At 72.7% G+C, this 16,104-nt stretch carries 13 protein-coding genes; 9 read left to right on the plus strand and 4 right to left on the minus strand.

Annotation, left to right across the window (positions count from 1 at the left end; translation table 11 throughout):
• The first annotated feature begins 23 nt into the window (after window positions 1–23).
• Window positions 24–1,742 (plus strand): proline--tRNA ligase, encoded by a 1,719-nt coding sequence (locus BLV72_RS25280; protein WP_093465040.1) that lies wholly within the window; start codon window positions 24–26, stop codon window positions 1,740–1,742.
• Between the two features lie 146 nt (window positions 1,743–1,888).
• Here BLV72_RS25280 and BLV72_RS25285 read toward each other — a convergent pair whose 3' ends face one another.
• From BLV72_RS25285 to BLV72_RS25295, 3 genes are all read right to left on the minus strand, one after another.
• Window positions 1,889–2,833, minus strand: a complete 945-nt coding sequence (locus BLV72_RS25285; protein ID WP_093465042.1) for an aminoglycoside phosphotransferase family protein — start codon at window positions 2,831–2,833, stop codon at window positions 1,889–1,891.
• A 97-nt stretch (window positions 2,834–2,930) separates the two neighbouring features.
• Window positions 2,931–3,434 carry a ferritin-like domain-containing protein gene (locus BLV72_RS25290; protein WP_093465043.1) on the minus strand — a complete coding sequence of 168 codons (504 nt, stop codon included), beginning with the start codon at window positions 3,432–3,434 and terminating at the stop codon, window positions 2,931–2,933.
• A gap of 33 nt (window positions 3,435–3,467) precedes the next feature.
• Window positions 3,468–4,127 (minus strand): hypothetical protein, encoded by a 660-nt coding sequence (locus BLV72_RS25295; protein ID WP_342030672.1) that lies wholly within the window; start codon window positions 4,125–4,127, stop codon window positions 3,468–3,470.
• A 137-nt stretch (window positions 4,128–4,264) separates the two neighbouring features.
• Between BLV72_RS25295 and rimP the strand changes: the two genes are divergently transcribed.
• From rimP to BLV72_RS25335, 8 genes are all read left to right on the plus strand, one after another.
• Window positions 4,265–4,789 (plus strand): ribosome maturation factor RimP, encoded by a 525-nt coding sequence (rimP, locus tag BLV72_RS25300; RefSeq protein ID WP_059147056.1) that lies wholly within the window; start codon window positions 4,265–4,267, stop codon window positions 4,787–4,789.
• Window positions 4,790–4,791: 2 nt separating this feature from the next.
• Complete coding sequence (gene nusA / locus BLV72_RS25305) at window positions 4,792–5,784, plus strand: transcription termination factor NusA (protein ID WP_093465045.1); 993 nt, start codon at window positions 4,792–4,794, stop codon at window positions 5,782–5,784.
• A 96-nt stretch (window positions 5,785–5,880) separates the two neighbouring features.
• Entirely contained in the window at window positions 5,881–6,168 is a 288-nt protein-coding gene (locus BLV72_RS25310; protein WP_078644074.1) for a YlxR family protein, read from the plus strand.
• Window positions 6,169–6,326: 158 nt separating this feature from the next.
• Complete coding sequence (gene infB / locus BLV72_RS25315; RefSeq protein ID WP_093465046.1) at window positions 6,327–9,464, plus strand: translation initiation factor IF-2; 3,138 nt, start codon at window positions 6,327–6,329, stop codon at window positions 9,462–9,464.
• Window positions 9,465–9,588: 124 nt separating this feature from the next.
• Entirely contained in the window at window positions 9,589–9,885 is a 297-nt protein-coding gene (locus BLV72_RS25320) for a DUF503 domain-containing protein (RefSeq protein WP_014055274.1), read from the plus strand.
• A gap of 69 nt (window positions 9,886–9,954) precedes the next feature.
• On the plus strand, window positions 9,955–10,449 hold the full coding sequence (gene rbfA / locus BLV72_RS25325) for a 30S ribosome-binding factor RbfA (protein ID WP_093465048.1): 495 nt from the start codon (window positions 9,955–9,957) through the stop codon (window positions 10,447–10,449).
• Window positions 10,446–11,369, plus strand: coding sequence for a tRNA pseudouridine(55) synthase TruB (truB, locus tag BLV72_RS25330; RefSeq protein WP_093465049.1), 924 nt, complete (start codon window positions 10,446–10,448; stop codon window positions 11,367–11,369). Before rbfA ends, truB begins: the two co-directional genes overlap by 4 nt.
• A 229-nt stretch (window positions 11,370–11,598) precedes the next feature.
• A complete protein-coding gene (locus BLV72_RS25335) occupies window positions 11,599–12,555 on the plus strand; it encodes a bifunctional riboflavin kinase/FAD synthetase (RefSeq protein ID WP_093465051.1) in 957 nt (318 codons plus the stop codon).
• A gap of 100 nt (window positions 12,556–12,655) precedes the next feature.
• Here the strand turns inward: BLV72_RS25335 and BLV72_RS25340 are convergent, their stop codons facing one another.
• Window positions 12,656–15,991: an SCO5717 family growth-regulating ATPase gene (locus tag BLV72_RS25340; RefSeq protein ID WP_093465052.1), complete on the minus strand. Its 3,336-nt coding sequence runs from the start codon at window positions 15,989–15,991 to the stop codon at window positions 12,656–12,658.
• Window positions 15,992–16,104: the final 113 nt, after the last annotated feature.

A 16,104-nucleotide genomic window follows, 5' to 3' on the forward strand; every position in this document is an offset into this window, starting at 1 on the left:
CCATCGCACGCAGGAGAGACCCCATGGCCCACGCCGTCAACGTCCAGCGCTTGTCCACGACAATGCTGAAGACGCTGCGCGAAGACCCGGCGGACGCCGAGACCGCCAGCCATAAGCTGCTCGTCCGCGCCGGCTATGTCCGCCGCGCCGCCGCGGGCATCTGGACCTGGCTGCCGATCGGCAAGAAGGTCCTGGAGAACGTCTCGCGGATCGTCCGCGAGGAGATGGACGCCATCGGCGCCCAGGAGGTCCTCCTGCCCGCGCTGCTGCCCCGTGAGCCGTACGAGGTGAGCGGCCGCTGGGACGAGTACGGCGATCTGCTCTTCCGGATCAAGGACCGTAAGGGCGCCGACTACCTCCTCGGTCCGACCCACGAGGAGATCTTCACCCTGACGGTCAAGGACCAGTGCACGTCCTACAAGGACCTGCCGGTCATGCTCTACCAGATCCAGACCAAGTACCGGGACGAGGCCCGCCCCCGCTCGGGCGTGCTGCGCGGGCGTGAGTTCCTGATGAAGGACTCGTACTCCTTCGACACCACCGACGAGGGCCTCGCCGAGTCCTACCGGCTGCACCGCGAGGCGTACCAGCGGATCTTCCAGCGCCTCGGCCTGGACTACCGCATCGTCTCCGCGGTCTCCGGCGCGATGGGCGGCTCGGCCTCCGAGGAGTTCCTGGCCCCGGCGGCGGCCGGCGAGGACACCTTCGTCGACTGCCCGAACTGCGACTACGCCGCGAACACCGAGGCGGTCACGGTGGCCGTCTCGCCGGTCGAGGGCGCCGAGCACGGGCCCCTGGAGGAGCTGGACACCCCCGACACCCCGACCATCGAGTCCCTCGCCGAGTACCTCGGCGTCCCGGCCTCCGCCACCCTGAAGAACCTCCTGGTCAAGGTCGACGGCGAGATCACCGCGGTGGGCGTACCCGGCGACCGCGAGGTGGACCTGGGCAAGCTGGGCGAGCACCTCGCCCCGGCCGTCGTCGAGCTCGTCACGGCCGAGGACTTCGAGGGCCGCCCCGAGCTGGTGCGCGGCTACGTCGGCCCGCAGGGCCTGGCGGGCAAGTCCCTGCGCTACATCGCCGACCCGCGCATCGCCCCCGGCACCGCCTGGGTGACCGGCGCCAACAAGCCCGACACCCACGCGCGCAACGTGGTCTGCGGCCGTGACTTCGAGGTCGACGACTACCTCGACGTCGTCGTGGTAGAGCCGGGCGACCCCTGCCCCCGCTGCGGTACGGGCATCGAGCTGGACCGGGCGATCGAGATCGGCCACATCTTCCAGCTCGGCCGCAAGTACGCCGACGCCTTCCAGCTCGATGTGCTGGGCCAGAACGGCAAGCCGACGCGGGTCACGATGGGCTCGTACGGCGTCGGCGTCTCCCGCGCCGTCGCCGCGCTCGCCGAGCAGACCCTCGACGAGTCGGGCCTGTGCTGGCCCCGCGAGGTGGCCCCGGCCGACGTCCACATCGTGGCGGCGGGCAAGGCCCTCCAGACCGAGATGGCGCTCGACATCGCCGAGAAGCTGGGCACGGCGGGCGTGCGCGTCATGGTCGACGACCGCGCCGGGGTCTCCCCGGGCGTGAAGTTCACCGACGCCGAGCTGATCGGCGTCCCGACCATCCTGGTCGTGGGTCGCGGCGCCAAGGACGGGGTCGTGGAGCTGAAGGACCGCCGTACGGGTGAGCGCGAGGAGCTTCCGATCGACGAGGCGATCTCCCGCCTCACCGCCATCACCGCCTGACGGCCGGGCCCGCACCGGACGAACCGCAGTCCCCGGCTCCCGCGCTTCCGCGCGCGGGAGCCGGGGACTGCACGCGGTGGGTGGTTCGGCTCCCCGTCACGGGAAGCCGCCCTCAGCGGCGGCGACGTGAGGTGAGCGGGAGGGGGCTACAGCCAGCCCGCGAACTCCAGCAGCAGCTCCGCGCGGCGCCGGTCGCCCGCGGCGGCGTGGCGCAGGCCCGTCTCGACGGCGCGGTAGAAGGACCAGCCCCGCAGCCGGTCGCGGTCGACCTCCAGGGCGTCCGCCAGCTTGCCGACCCGGCGGCGCGCGGCCGCGGCGGGGCCGGGGCCGGCGGCCAGGTCCTCGCAGCGGTCGAGCACCAGCCGCGCCAGGTCGTACGCGCGCTCGCCCACGACCGGCGCCGGGCCCACCGCGAGCCACGGCGCGCGCTCCCCGGCCAGCACCTTCCCCTGCCGGAAGTCGCCGTGCAGCAGCACCTCCTCGGGCGGCTCGGCGGGCAGCGCCTCCCGCAGCTCCAGCGCCTCGTCGGTCAGCGGGCGGGCGTCCACCGCCCAGCCCCCGGCGCCGAGCGTCCGCAGGGTCTCGCGCTCCTCCTCCGTACGCCCGGTGACCGACGCGAACGGATGTCCCTCGGGCGGCACCACCCACAGCCGCCTTACCGTGCCCGCCGCCTCCAGCACCGCCTTCGCCTCGGGCAGCGAACGCAGCGAGACCGTGCTGCGCAGCCGCTCGATCAGCAGCGCACCGGTGTCCGGGTCGGCGCGCAGCAGCCGGGCCGCGCCCCAGCCGTCCCAGTGCGCGAGGGCGGCCCGCTCATGGCCGGCGTCCGGGCCGGGGACCGGGAACTTCAGCGCCGCCGGGGTGCCGTCCGCCTGCCGTACGAGCGCGACCAGTCCGCGGCGCCCTCCGGGCGCCGACACCCGCTCCAGGGTCAGCTCCCACGCCGCGAGCTGCCGCTCGGCCGTCTCGGGCAGGGCGTCGAGCCAGCTCCGCACGGCGCTCGCCGGGCTGTCGCTCAGCGCGTCCAGGAGCCGCTTCGGCACCTGGACGCGGGCCGTATCGCGGCCGCCGGGCCGTGGTGCCGATGCCATTCCTGAGCTGTCCCCTCCACCATCAATGACGTCACAGTCCGCATGGGTCTCGCAGAGCTCACCGGACTCGTCGGCCTCATCCGGCCCGGGTGCCCGTTCACACCCCGTCCGCCCCGCCGCTGGGCGACGCCGACGGAGTGGCCGGTGCGGCGCGTTCGGTGAGTCCAGGGAAGGCTACGCCGCCGCCCCGCCAGCGCACCGCCCGGACCGCCGCCTCGCGCAGCGCGCCCGCCGCCTGGCGGCGCAGGGACCCGGTCGAGGCCCGGACGAGATCGGCGTAGACGGCGGCGACCCGGTTCTCCAGCTCGGCCGCGAGCCGCACCGCGGCGGGCGCGTCCGGCACCGCGAAGGGCAGGGCGTAGGCGGGCGCCGCGGCCTCGGGGCTGCCGCCGAGGTCGCGCACGGTGCGGGCGAGGGCGTCCCGGCGCGCGCGGTGCGCGGCGTAGCCTTCGCGCGCCTCCGCGAGCCGGTCGTCGCCGATCCGCCCGCCGACGACGCCGTATCCGTACACCGCGGCGTGCTCGGCGGCGAGTGCCGCCTGTGCGGCCCTGAGCGCCGCGGCGCGCTCGCCGACGGCCGATCGGCCTGCTCGAGAGGCCATGTCAGTACCCCTTCCCGGTGGTCCCGAGCGTGATCACGAATCCGTGTCGCGCTGCGTGAGGAGATACACGTGGGCGGCGCCGCAGGCCGCGACGGAGGCCAGCAGCCGGGCCAGCTCGGGCGGCGCGGTGGCGAGCGCGGCGGTGCGGGTGTCGGCGGTCTGGCGCTCGGCCTGGGCGAGGGCGGAGAGGGCCTGTTTCTCGTCCTGGGGCACCTTCGGCACCCGCTGCCCGCCCGCGGAGGGCGAGCGCGACGCGGTCGCGGAGGGGGAGGCGGACCGGTCCTTGGTGGTGAAGACCGCGGCGTGCCGGGCCGTCTCCTCCCGCAGCGGCGCCAGCCGCTCGGCGAGGTCGGGATGGGCGTCCACGGTCGCGTCGTAGCGCGCGAGGAGTGCGGTGGAGTCCCGCGCGCCCCGAGCCCGCAGCAGGGCGACGGCCGCCTCGCCGCCCGCCTCGCGCCGGGGCTCGGCATCGTCGGAACAGCCGCTCAGCAGCGCGACCGCCCCCAGCGCTCCGCCGCCCAGCAGCAGACTCCGCCGCCGGGGCACGGCGGCGTCGCGCGCCGAGGACTCGGCGGACGCCGGGGATGCCGGGGACTTCGCGTCGGTGGCGGGTGTGGGAGGAGGTGGGGGAGTCGTGATCGACACGTTCCTCTTTCCGGGCTGCGGCCGCTCCCGGCCGCCGGTAGTGATCACAGCAGGCGAGCGTACCCGCGCCGAGCCCGTCTGCCCGGCAGCGGCCACCGAATCGTCAGCCCGCCGCCGGAACAGATAGGCTTTGACCTGACACGCGACCTTCCCACAACAGCACACGCGGCCGAGGAGTCACCCGGATGAGCACGACCCAGAGCGAGAGGCTGCGCGGACTGCTGGAACCGCTCGTCAGCGCGCGAGACCTGGATCTGGAAGAGGTCGAGGTGACACCGGCTGGGCGGCGGCGTGTGCTGAGAGTGGTCGTGGATTCCGACGACGGCGTCCAGCTGGACACGTGTGCGGAGCTGAGCCGGGACATCTCCCAGACGCTCGACGACACGGACGCGATGGGCCAGGTTCCGTATGTCCTCGAGGTCACCTCTCCCGGCGCCGAGCGCCCCCTGACCGAGCCGCGCCACTACCGCCGCGCCACCGGCCGCCTCATGCGAGCGCGGCTCACCGACGACGGCGAGTTGGTCGCCCGGATCGTCGCGGTGGACGACGAGGGGCTCGATCTGGAGGTCCCCGGTGTGAAGGGGCGCAAGCCCACCGCCAGACGGCTTGCCTTCGAGGAGATCTCCAAGGCCCGGGTGGAGATCGAGTTCAACCGCAAGCCCGAGGACAAGGCCGCGGGCGAGGACGACGAGAGCAAAGAGGAGGCGTAGCCGTGGACATCGACATGAGTGCCCTGCGGGGTCTGGTGCGAGAGAAGGAGATCTCCTTCGACCTGCTGGTCGAGGCGATCGAATCGGCGCTCCTCATCGCCTACCACCGCACCGACGGAAGCCGTCGCCGCGCCCGGGTGGAGCTGAACCGCGACACCGGCCATGTGACCGTATGGGCCCGCGAGGACGCCGAGGACCTGACGGAGGGCCAGGAGCCCCGCGAGTTCGACGACACCCCCTCCGGCTTCGGCCGGATCGCCGCGACGACCGCGAAGCAGGTCATCCTGCAGCGGCTGCGGGACGCCGAGGAGGAGATCACCTTCGGCGAGTACGCGGGACGGGAGGGCGATGTCGTCGCCGGTGTCGTCCAGCAGGGCAAGGACCCCAAGAACGTGCTGGTGGACATCGGCCGTCTCGAGGCGATCCTGCCGGTGCAGGAGCAGGTCCCGGGCGAGGACTACGCGCACGGCACCCGGCTGCGTACGTACGTCGTACGAGTCGTCAAGGGCGTGCGCGGTCCGTCGGTGACTCTTTCGCGTACGCATCCCAATCTGGTCAAGAAACTCTTCGCGCTCGAGGTGCCGGAGATCGCGGACGGTTCGGTGGAGATCGCGGCGATCGCCCGTGAGGCGGGCCATCGCACCAAGATCGCGGTCCGGTCCACTCGTTCGGGGCTGAACGCCAAGGGCGCGTGCATCGGCCCGATGGGCGGCCGGGTGCGCAGCGTGATGGCCGAGCTGCACGGCGAGAAGATCGACATCGTCGACTGGTCGGACGACCCCGCTGACCTGGTGGCGAACGCGCTGTCACCCGCGCGGGTGAGCAAGGTCGAGGTGGTCGATCTGGCGGCCCGCTCGGCCAGGGTCACCGTGCCCGACTACCAGCTGTCCCTCGCCATCGGCAAGGAGGGGCAGAACGCCCGGCTGGCGGCCCGGCTGACCGGCTGGCGGATCGACATCCGGCCGGACACCGAGCAGTCGGGTGATCAAGGCTGATTCAGGCCGGATCCCGCGGGATCCGGCCTGAATCGAGTGACGATTCGATCACTCCCCCCAAGGGGTGAGGTCGGTATGGGGAGGTAGACTTAAGCAGTGTCTGGCCGCACGCGCGCTGGTGCCTGCCCTGAGCGAACCTGTGTGGGATGCCGGGATCGGGCGGCCAAGAACGATCTGCTGCGCATCGTGCTGGTCGAGGGTGTTTGTGTCCCCGACCGGCGCGGTACGCTCCCCGGTCGGGGTGCTTATGTTCACCCCACACGGGTCTGCCTTGACCTGGCGGTTCGCCGCCGGGCCTTTTCCCGGGCCTTCAGGGGGCCGGGGGCGCTCGACACCACGGCGCTGCGCCGGTTTGTCGAGAAGGGTGAGCAGGCGACACCCTGAGTAAGTAGTTGGAAGAGAACGGCACGGGACACCGTGCGGTCAGGTACCTCGCGAGTCGGAAGTAGGTCGAGATTGCGATGAGCACTCGATGAGTACGCGATGAGTACGCCCATGAAGTAGCGACGGTCCGGCGACAACCCGGACCTAAAAGGAGCGAAGTGGCTAAGGTCCGGGTATACGAACTCGCCAAGGAGTTCGGAGTTGAGAGCAAGGTCGTCATGGCCAAGCTCCAAGAACTCGGTGAATTTGTACGTTCGGCGTCCTCGACGATCGAGGCGCCGGTTGTGCGCAAGTTGACTGACGCATTCCAGGGTGGCAACGGCTCCGGCCGTGCCGCCGGTAAGCCTTCGGCGCCGCGCAAGGCGACGCCCAAGCCGCCGACCCCCGGTCCGGCGGCCGCGGCCCGTCCGGCCGCCCCCAAGCCCCCGACGGCGCCCGGCCCCAAGCCGGCTGCCGAGGGCCAGCGCGGCACCCCCGGTGCTGCGCCCACTCCGGGTGCGGCGCCCACGCCGGGCCCGCGTCCCGCGCCCGCTGCCCGTCCGGCGGCCCCCGGCCCCAAGCCGGGCCCCGCGCCGGCGGCTCCGGCGCAGCCCGAGTTCACCGCGCCGCCGGCGGCCCCGAGCCCCAAGCCGGCCGCGGCCAAGCCGGGCGCGCCCGCCAAGCCGGGTGCCACGCCCGGTCCGCGCCCCGGCGCCCGTCCGGGTGCCCCGGGCCAGGGCCAGGGCGGTCAGGGTCAGGGTGGCCAGGGCCAGGGCGGTCAGGGTGGCCGTGGCGGCCCGCGTCCGGGTCAGGAGCGTCCGCGTCCGGGCGGTCCCCGTCCGGCCGGTCCCCGTCCCGGTAACAACCCCTTCACCTCCGGTGGCTCCACCGGAATGGCGCGCCCGCAGGCGCCCCGTCCCGGCGGCGCCCCGCGCCCCGGCGGCCAGCCCGGCGGCGGCCCGCGTCCGCAGGGCGGCGGCCAGGGCGGTCCCGGCCGTGGCCAGGGCGGTCCCGGCGGTCCCCGTCCCACTCCGGGCCAGATGCCCCGTCCGCAGGGCGCCCAGGGTGGCGGCCCGCGTCCGGGTCCCGGCGGCGCTCGCCCGAACCCGGGCATGATGCCGCAGCGTCCGGCTGCCGGCCCGCGTCCGGGCCCCGGTGGCGGTGGCGGTCGTGGTCCCGGCGGCGGCGGTCGTCCCGGCGGTGCCGGTGGCGGTCGTCCCGGTGGCGGCGGCGGCTTCGCCGGTCGTCCCGGCGGTGGCGGCGGCGGTCGTCCCGGTGGCGGCGGTTTCGCCGGTCGTCCGGGCGGTCCCGGCGGTGGCGGCGGCTTCGGTGGCGGCGGTGGCCGTCCCGGCTTCGGTGGTCGTCCGGGTGGTCCCGGTGGCCGTGGTGGCACGCAGGGTGCGTTCGGCCGTCCCGGCGGTCCGGCGCGTCGTGGCCGTAAGTCGAAGCGGCAGAGGCGCCAGGAGTACGAGGCCATGCAGGCCCCGTCCGTCGGCGGTGTGATGCTGCCGCGCGGCAACGGCCAGACGGTCCGGCTGTCGCGGGGTGCCTCGCTCACCGACTTCGCGGAGAAGATCAACGCCAACCCGGCGTCTCTGGTCGCCGTGATGCTCAACCTCGGCGAGATGGTCACCGCGACGCAGTCCGTCTCCGACGAGACGCTGCAGCTCCTCGCCGACGAGATGAACTACAACGTCGAGATCGTCAGCCCGGAGGAGGAGGACCGCGAGCTTCTCGAGTCCTTCGACATCGAGTTCGGCGAGAACGAGGGCGGCGAGGAGATGCTCGTCGCGCGTCCGCCGGTGGTGACCGTCATGGGTCACGTCGACCACGGTAAGACGCGACTGCTGGACGCGATCCGCAAGACCAACGTCATCGCGGGCGAGGCCGGCGGCATCACCCAGCACATCGGTGCCTACCAGGTCTCGACCGAGGTCAACGACGAAGAGCGCAGGATCACCTTCATCGACACCCCGGGTCACGAGGCGTTCACCGCCATGCGTGCCCGTGGTGCCAAGTCGACCGACATCGCGATCCTCGTGGTGGCGGCCAACGACGGTGTGATGCCGCAGACGATCGAGGCGCTGAACCACGCCAAGGCGGCCGATGTGCCGATCGTGGTCGCGGTCAACAAGATCGACGTCGAGGGCGCGGACCCGACCAAGGTGCGCGGTCAGCTGACCGAGTACGGCCTGGTGGCCGAGGAGTACGGCGGCGACACCATGTTCGTCGACATCTCCGCCAAGCAGGGGCTGCACATCGACGACCTGCTCGAGGCCGTCGTCCTGACCGCGGACGCCTCGCTCGACCTGCGCGCCAACGCGGAGCAGGACGCGCAGGGCATCGCGATCGAGGCGCACCTGGACCGCGGCCGCGGCGCCGTGGCCACCGTGCTGGTCCAGCGCGGCACCCTGCGGGTCGGCGACACGATGGTCGCGGGCGACGCCTACGGCCGTGTCCGGGCCATGCTCGACGACAACGGGAACGCACTGGAGGAAGCCGGCCCGGCGACCCCGGTCCTGGTCCTCGGTCTGACCAACGTGCCCGGCGCGGGCGACAACTTCCTCGTCGTCGACGAGGACCGCACCGCCCGCCAGATCGCCGAGAAGCGTGCCGCCCGCGAGCGGAACGCGGCGTTCGCCAAGCGCACCCGCCGGGTCTCCCTGGAGGACCTGGACAAGGTGCTCAAGGCCGGTCAGGTCCAGCAGCTCAACCTCATCATCAAGGGCGACGCGTCCGGTTCGGTGGAGGCCCTCGAGTCCTCGCTGCTCCAGCTCGACGTCGGCGAAGAGGTCGACCTGCGCGTCCTGCACCGCGGTGTGGGTGCGGTCACCGAGACCGACATCGACCTGGCGACCGGCTCCGACGCCATCGTCATCGGCTTCAACGTGCGCGCCGACGGGCGTGCCACGCAGATGGCCGAGCGCGAGGGCGTGGACGTCCGGTACTACTCGGTCATCTACCAGGTGATCGAGGAGATCGAGGCGGCCCTGAAGGGCATGCTCAAGCCGGAGTACGAAGAGGTCGAGCTCGGTACGGCGGAGATCCGCGAGGTCTTCCGCTCGTCCAAGCTGGGCAACATCGCCGGTGTGCTCATCCGCTCCGGCGAGGTCAAGCGGAACACCAAGGCCCGCCTCGTCCGCGACGGCAAGGTCATCGCGGAGAACCTCAACATCGAGGGTCTGCGGCGCTTCAAGGACGACGTCACCGAGATTCGGGAAGGCTTCGAGGGCGGTATCAACCTCGGCAGCTACAACGACATCAAGATCGACGACGTCATCGCGACGTACGAGATGCGCGAGAAGCCGCGCGGCTGACAAGCGGCTGTCCCACCGGGGCCGGTCGGCGGAGAAATTTCCGTCGATCGGCCCCGGCCCTTGCGTGTACGGTGCGAGAAGCCCGCATTCACAAAGGCCCCACGGGTGGCTTGACCCGGACCGCATGTATGTAGGGACGTTGTCCTTTGACCTGCTTCTCGGCGACGTACGGTCGTTGAAGGAGAAGCGCTCCGTCGTCCGCCCGATCGTCGCCGAGCTGCACCGCAAATTCGCGGTGAGCGTGGCGGAGGTCGGGGACCAGGACCTCTACCGCAGGGCCCAGATCGCCCTGGCGATGGTCTCCGGGGACGCGGGCCATCTCACGGACGTGCTCGACCGCTGCGAGCGGCTGGTGGCGGCGCGGCCGGAGGTGGAGCTGTTGTCGGTGCGACGGCGGTTCCACGGTGGCGATGATGAATGAGGGCCGGATCGGCGGTGGCAGACCGCCCCGGCCATCGATGACTGACGCGAAGAAGAGAGAAGAAGACGCATGAGCGACACCGCGCGGGCACGCAAGCTGGCGGACCGCATCCGGGTCGTGGTCGCGGAGACTCTGCAGCGGCGGATCAAGGACCCGCGGCTGGGCTATGTGACCATCACCGACACCCGGATCACCGGTGATCTGCGGGAGGCGACCGTCTTCTACACGGTCTTCGGCGACGACGAGGAGCGGGCGGCCTCCGCCGCGGCCCTGGAGAGCGCCAAGGGTGTGCTGCGGTCGGAGGTCGGACGCCAGACGGGGGTGCGCTTCACCCCGACCCTGACGTTCGTCCCGGACGCCCTGCCGGAGAACGCCCGCACCATCGACGACCTGCTCGCCAAGGCCAGGGAGGCGGACGCCCAGGTGCGCGAGGCGTCCTCGGGCGCCAGCTACGCCGGCGACGCCGATCCGTACCGCAAGCCGGACGAGGACGAGGACGACGAGGAGCCCGGCACGGACGGCCAGGACCCCGGCACGGGCGGCAAGGGTTCACCGGACGCATGACGCGCAAGGGCAGGGCCGGTTCCGGGGCACCGGACGGCCTGGTGATCGTCGACAAGCCGGCCGGTTTCACCTCGCATGACGTCGTCGCCAAGATGCGCCGCTTCGCCGGCACCCGGCGGGTCGGCCACGCCGGAACGCTGGACCCGATGGCCACGGGCGTGCTCGTGGTCGGCGTGGAGAAGGCGACCCGGCTGCTGGGCCATCTGGCGCTGACCGAGAAGGAGTACCGGGCCACCATCCGGCTCGGCCAGGCCACCGTCACCGATGACGCGGAGGGCGAGATCACCGCCTCGGACGGCGCCGTCGGGGTCGACCCGGGCGCCGTCGAGGCCGGGATCGAGGAGCTGACCGGCGACATCCAGCAGGTCCCCTCGAAGGTCAGCGCCATCAAGATCGACGGCAAGCGCTCCTACGCACGGGCGCGGGAGGGCGAGGAGTTCGCGATCCCGGCGCGGCCGGTGACGGTCTCCTCCTTCGTCCTCCACGACCGCCGCGAGGCCAAGGCGGAGGACGGCACCACCGTCCTCGACCTGGATGTCACGGTGGTGTGCTCCTCCGGCACCTACATCCGGGCGCTGGCGCGCGACCTGGGCGCCGGACTCGGCGTCGGCGGCCATCTGACGGCCCTGCGGCGGACCCGGGTCGGTCCGTACGGGCTGGAGGCGGCCAGGACGCTGGAGAGCCTGGAGGAGTCGCTGGAGATCATGCCCATCGCCGAGGCGGCGGCCGCCGCCTTCCCGCGCTGGGACGTGGACGACCACCAGGCCCGGCTGCTGGGCAACGGCGTACGGATCGACATGCCCTCGGGGGAGGGGGCGCCGGGTCCGGGGCCGGTCGCGGTCTTCGGGCCGGAGGGGCGTTTTCTGGCCCTCGTGGAGGAGTCGAAGGGCAAGGCGAAGAGCCTGGCCGTCTTCGTATGAGGCCGACGGGCCCGCGTATGAGGCCAGCGGGCCGCGTCGTCGCCGGGCGCCGCGGTGTGTCGTGACTGACTCCGTGCTGCGTTGCGAGCGCCCGGACCGGCCGCCTACGGTGGCTTTCCGGCCGGTCCGGGCGCTCGTGGCGACCACCGATGCGAGGCGGGCGACCGGAGCATGGCAGTCTTAGACCTGCGAAGTCGACAGACAAAGGTTCGGGCGAGGAGCGGGCAAAGTGCAGCGCTGGCGTGGCTTGGAGGACATCCCTGAGGACTGGGGGCGCAGCGTCGTCACCATCGGTTCCTACGACGGGGTGCACCGAGGGCACCAGCTGATCATCGGCCGTGCCGTGGCACGGGCGCGTGAGCTGGGCGTACCGGCCGTCGTGGTCACCTTCGACCCGCATCCGAGCGAGGTCGTGCGGCCCGGCAGCCATCCGCCGCTGCTGGCCACACATCAGCGGCGCGCGGAGCTGATGGCCGGGCTGGGCGTGGACGCGGTCCTGGTCCTGCCGTTCACGACGGAGTTCTCCCGGCTCACCCCGGCCGACTTCGTCGTGAAGGTGCTGGTCGACAAGTTGCACGCACGGGTCGTGGTGGAGGGTCCCAACTTCCGCTTCGGCCACAAGGCCGCCGGGAACGTCGCCTTCCTGCGCGAGCTCGGCAGCACCTACGACTACGAGGTCGAGGTCATCGACCTGTACGAGCGCGGCACGGCGGGCGGCGGCGAGCCGTTCTCCTCGACGCTGGTGCGTCGGCTGGTCGCCGAGGGCGATGTCGCGGGCGCGATGGAGGTCCTCGGCCGGCCGCACCGGGTCGAGGGCGTGGTGGTGCGCGGTGCGCAGCGCGGCCGTGAGCTGGGCTTTCCGACCGCCAACCTGGAGACCCCGCCGCACACCGCGATCCCGGCCGACGGCGTCTACGCCGGCTGGCTGACGGCGCAGGGCGAGGCGATGCCCGCGGCGATCTCGGTCGGCACCAATCCGCAGTTCGACGGGACCGAGCGGACGGTCGAGGCGTATGCGATCGACCGGGTCGGACTGGATCTGTACGGGCTCCATGTCGAGGTCGACTTCCTGGCCTATTTGCGGGGCCAGGAGAAGTTCGACTCGATCGAGGCGCTGCTGGAGCGTATGGCGGTCGATGTGAAGCGGGCCCGTGAACTCGTCGAGGGGCACGGCGGCAGCCGCTGAGGCGGTGTGCGGCGCGCCCGTGAGGTACGCCGTGCGGTGAACGTGGATGCGCCCCGTGGGCCCGGTGATCCGGGCCCACGGGGCGCATCGCTTCCGTCTGCTACTGCTGCGGCCCGGGTGGCTGCTGCTGCCAGGGCTGCTCCGGCTGCCCGGGCTGGATCTGCTGCCACGGCTGGCCGGGCTGCGGCTGCTGCCCCTGCCCGTAGGACTGCTGCCAGCCCGGCTGACCGCCCGGCTGACCGCCTTGCTGCGGATATCCGGGGTACTGCGGCTGCTGGCCCTGCTGAGGCGCGTAGGCGCCCGGATAGGGCTGCTGACCGGGGTAGGGCTGCTGCGCCTGGCCGGGCATCGGCGGGGCCACCTGCGGCGGCTGAGCCGCGCCGTCGCCCGTCCACAGCCCCTGCTCCTGCTGGGCGCGGGTGAAGTCCTCCGCGACCATGGCCGAGAGGTTGAAGTACGCCTCACGGGTCTTGGGCCGCATCATGTCCAGATCCACCTCGGCGCCCGCCGACAGATGCTCGTCGAACGGCACGACGATCACCCCGCGGCAACGGGTCTCGAAGTGGGACACGATGTCCTCGACCTTGATCATCTTTCCGGTCTCCCGGACTCCGGAGATCACGGTGATGCTCCGCGAGACCAGATCCGCGTAGCCGTGCGCGGACAGCCAGTCGAGGGTGGTGCTGGCGCTGCTCGCACCGTCCACGGACGGCGTGGAGATGATGATGAGCTGGTCGGCGAGGTCGAGGACGCCGCGCATGGCGCTGTAGAGCAGACCCGTGCCCGAGTCGGTGAGGATGATCGGGTACTGCTTGCCCAGGACGTCGATGACGCTGCGGTAGTCGTCGTCGTTGAACGTCGTCGAGACCGCCGGGTCCACGTCGTTGGCGAGGATCTCCAGCCCCGAAGGCGCCTGTGAGGTGAACCGCCGGATGTCCATGTAGCTGTTGAGATACGGGATCGCGGTGACCAGGTCGCGAATGGTCGCACCGGTCTCCCGCCGCACCCGTCGGCCGAGGGTGCCCGCGTCCGGGTTGGCGTCGATCGCGATGACCTTGTCCTGGCGCTCGATGGCCAGGGTCGAGCCGAGCGCGGTGGTCGTCGTGGTCTTGCCGACCCCGCCCTTGAGGCTGATCACCGCGATGCGGTAGCAGGAGAGCACCGGCGTACGGATCAGCTCCAGCTTGCGCTGCCGCTCCGCCTCCTCCTTCTTCCCGCCGAGCTTGAAGCGGGAGGGGCCGGGGGTGTTCTTCTTCGGCTTCTGCTTGCCCTTGATCAGCCGGTCCGAGGAGAGCTCGACCGCGGCGGTGTACCCGAGCGGCGCCCCCGCGCCTCCGGCCTGGCGCCGCTGGTCGGGCGTGACGGTCGGCCAGCCGCCGGTACGGGGGTCGGCCGGGGCCGCCGGGGCGGCATGGGCGTCGGGGCGCGGATAGCCGTAGCCGTCGTGCGGCTGCCCCTGCTGTGGCCCCGGCCCCGGCCCTGGAACGCCGTCGCCGGGCCGCGGGAAGCCGTAGCCGCCCTGAGCGCCCGGACCCTGCTGCCCGGGGAACTGCTGCCCCTGGGGGTCATGCGGCGGCTGGCCCTGGACGGGGCCGTTGGGCGTGTACGGACCGGGCTGACCGGGCTGGCCCGGGTACATCGGCTGGCCGGGCTGTGCGGGCTGTCCGGGATACTCGGCCTGTCCCGGCTGGGGCGTGGGGTAGTGAGGTGTGGGGGGCTGCTGATACGGGCCCTGGCCCTGCTGGTCCGGGGCGGGCGGCTGCGGGAAGCCGTAGCCCCCCTGGACGGGCATCGGCCCCTGCCCCTGACCGGCCGGGGCGGGGCCGGGCTGGCCCCCGGGGTGCGGATAGCCGTAGTGGGGCCCCTGCGGAGCCGGGGGGCCCTGCGGACCGGGACCCGCCACGCCCGGGCCGGGCTGCTGATAACCGCCTTGGGGGCCAGGCACGTTGGCCGCCGGGGGCTGTGCCCCCTGGACCTGATCCGGCAGCGGGGCCGGACCGGGCTGGCCGGGCACCGCACCGGGAGCGCCCTCGCCGGGACGCGGATAGCCGTATCCACCCTGCGGCCCGGGCCCAGGCGCCGCGGGGCCGGGCTGACCGGGCTGACCCTGCGTCTGGGACGGGGGAGGCGCCCAAGAGGTGTCCTGGGGCGGGAGCGGTACGCCGGCGCCAGGAGTGGCAGGCCCGTCCGTCCGCTGCTCCGGAACCGGAGCGGGACCCGGAGCCGGTACGGCGTCCTCGGGCGCGGCGGGCTGGAAGTCCGGCGGCAGGGGCGGCAGCCCCGACTGCGGAACCGGCGGCGGAGCCCAGCCGGCGGCGGGCTGCTCGGAGGAGGGCGCGCTCGGCGGCACGGCGTCCTCGGGGACCGCGTCCTGAGGCTCGACGGCTGCCTGCCTCAGCTCCTCCATCTCACGCCGTAGCTCGGCGGTGGAGAAGCGCAGCGTGCCCTCGCTGCGCACACCGTCGTCGGCACGGTCGCCCGTGTCCGCGAAGCCGGAGTCGTCACCGGAACCGGACGCAAAGCCAGAACCGGAGCCGGAACCGGAAGAAGAACCGGAACCGGGATCGGCACCGGAACCGGCATCGGAACCAGCCTCGGCGTCCTCGGCGTCCTCACTCCGCCTTTCGGTCACCTCGCGCCGCAGCGCGGCGGTGGAAAACCGCACGGTGGAGTGGCTGACCACATCGCCGTTGTCGCTCTCATCGGAGCCGGACGCGGGCTCGGAGGAGCCGGACGCGGGCTCGGACCCGGGCGCGGGCTCAGGGACGTCGTCCCGAGGGCCTGCGGCGGGCGCCAGGTTGAAGTCGTCATCGGCGGGAGCGGAAGCGGTGTAGGAAGCCGGAGCGGAAGCCGCCGCAGAGGACTCTGCCTCGACCTCGGAAGCCTCGGCGGAAGATTCTCGGTGCTCGGGTTCGGACTCGGGGTTGTCCGACGCGGCACCACCCGTCACGGCGTCAGCCGCGGGCGCACTGCCCCATTCCGGCGCAGAGTCGGGCAAAGGCGGCATGCGGCTGCCCGTGTCCGACCCTTCCGCCTCCGCTTCAGGCCGGGCCTCGTCCTCCCGCCGCGCGGGGGCCTCCTCCACCTCGGAGGCGTCCGGCGCGACATCGGCGGAGGGCGGCGCGGTCGGCGGCGGCCAAGCACCCGGAAAGCCACTCGGCTCCGGCGCCCCCGGCACGGACACAGGATGACCCGTGGGCGGCGGAGGCGGCGGGCTCGGCGCTCCCGCACCGGTGCCCGTCCCGATTCCTCCGGAACCGCCGGTCGACGCGGGGGCCGTGGAGGCCGGCGAGGACGACGACGAAGCGTTCTGCGTGTACCAGGCGGGCGGGGTGTAGTCGATGGTGAACTCGCCCGTGTGCTCGGTCTCCGCGTCGGACCGATCATCGCCGGGTGTGTTTCCGCCCGTGCGGATCTCGTCCCGATCGCTGCTCACAATGCCTCCTGGTGTGGTCGAACACCCTTGAAAATCTTGGCGAGGCCGATCTGTTGCCGATCGCTACTGTCGTCCGACCGTTCGGCTTTCCCCTTTTGTATCGCCGGGGATCC

Source organism: Streptomyces melanosporofaciens, assembly GCF_900105695.1.
Taxonomy (GTDB): domain Bacteria; phylum Actinomycetota; class Actinomycetes; order Streptomycetales; family Streptomycetaceae; genus Streptomyces; species Streptomyces antimycoticus.